Consider the following 1502-nt stretch of genomic DNA (forward strand, 5'->3'; position numbering starts at 1 on the left):
GCCGACCATTTGCCTTAGACGCGCAGGATGATCTTGCCGAACACGTCGCGGCCTTCCATGCGCTTCAGCGCCGCGTCGATGTCGTCGAAGCCGACCTCGGTGTCGATGACGGGAGCGACGAGGCCGGCCGCCATCTTCTGCATCGCATCGGCCATGTTCTCCATGCGGCAGCCGAAGGAGCCGAGCAGCTTCAGCTGCTGCTGGAAGAGCTGCATCAGATTGACCTGTGTCGACACGCCGGAGGTGGAGCCGCATGTGACCAGGCGGCCGCCGCGCTTCAGGCACAGCATCGAGCCGGCGAAGGTGTCGGCGCCGACATGCTCGAAGACGACGTCGACGCCCTTCTTCTTGGTCAGCTTGCGCACGACGCCTTCGAAACGGTCCTCGCGGTAGTTGATGACATGGTCGGCCCCCAACGCCTTGGCCTTGTCGATCTTGTCGTTCGAGCCGACCGTGGTGATGACGGTGCAACCCATCTTCTTCGCCAACTGGATCGCGGCGGTGCCGATGCCGGAGCCGCCGGCATGGACGAGGATCGTCTCGCCGGGCTCGAGTTTCGCATTGTCGAACAGCATGTGCTCGACCGTGCCGAAAGTAACAGGCGCGACCGCCGCGCCGATCTCGGTGACGCCGGGCGGGGCGGGGACCAGCAGGCGGGCCGGCAGATTGATCTTCTCTTGCGCGAAGCCGTCGAGGTGGAAGCCATGAACGCCGGAGACGTGCTCGCAAAGATTGTCGCGTCCTTCGCGGCATGCACGGCAAAGGCCGCACGTGCGCGCGCCATAGATCGACACCAATTGCCCCGGCAGGAGGCTGGAGACGCCGGGGCCGACGGCGTCGACCTCGCCCGACGCCTCGGCGCCGACGACCAGCGGCAGCTTACGCTTGGCGAAGGCCATGCCGCGCCAGCCCCAGACGTCGATATGGTTCAGCGCCACCGCCTTGATGCGCAGCGTCACTTCGCCAAGCGAAGGCGGCGGGGGAGGCGGCAGGTCCACCGTTTCAAGACGGCGGTCCTCGATAAGTTGCAATGCGCGCATGGGGCCTGTCAGTTCGTCAAAAGCGGGAAAACGTCCGCTTAGACCGGTTCCCTCGCCATGACAAGGCACGTGTTCTGGCCGCCGAAGCCGAAGGAGTTCGACAAAACGGTGCCCACCTCGGCATTACGCTTCTTGTTGGGCACCACGTCGAGCACGATCGCCGGGTCGGGATTGTCGTAGTTGATGGTCGGCGGGATGACGCTTTCGCGCATCGTCATCAGCGAGAAAGCGGCCTCGACCGCGCCGGCTGCCGACAGGGTGTGGCCGATCATCGACTTGTTGGACGAGATCGGCATCGAGCCGATCCGCCCGCCGAACACGGTCGACAGCGACAGATGCTCCATCTTGTCGTTTTCCGGCGTCGAGGTGCCATGCGCGTTGACGTAGTCAATCTCGTCCTCGCTCAGGCCGGCATCGGCAAGCGCGGCGCGCACCGCCGCGATCGCCGGCGAACCGTCTGGC

Annotated in this window: 1 protein-coding gene and 1 pseudogene; both read right to left on the reverse strand. The window is 65.2% G+C overall.

The annotated features are described in order from the left end of the window. Positions 1 to 14: 14 nt before the first annotated feature. Positions 15 to 1040, reverse strand: a complete 1026-nt coding sequence (locus EN745_RS34665) for a zinc-binding dehydrogenase (protein WP_126054136.1) — start codon at positions 1038 to 1040, stop codon at positions 15 to 17. A 38-nt stretch (positions 1041 to 1078) separates the two neighbouring features. Then, a pseudogene (locus tag EN745_RS34670) lies at positions 1079 to 1502 on the reverse strand (beta-ketoacyl-ACP synthase); the annotation flags it as partial.

The organism is Mesorhizobium sp. M4A.F.Ca.ET.022.05.2.1 (assembly GCF_003998845.1).
Classification (GTDB): domain Bacteria; phylum Pseudomonadota; class Alphaproteobacteria; order Rhizobiales; family Rhizobiaceae; genus Mesorhizobium.

What these genes read in the sequence shown, in the direction of transcription:
- EN745_RS34665 (WP_126054136.1), bottom strand. Translation starts at nt 1,040, where the DNA reads ATGCGCGCATTGCAACTTATCGAGGACCGCCGTCTTGAAACGGTGGAC.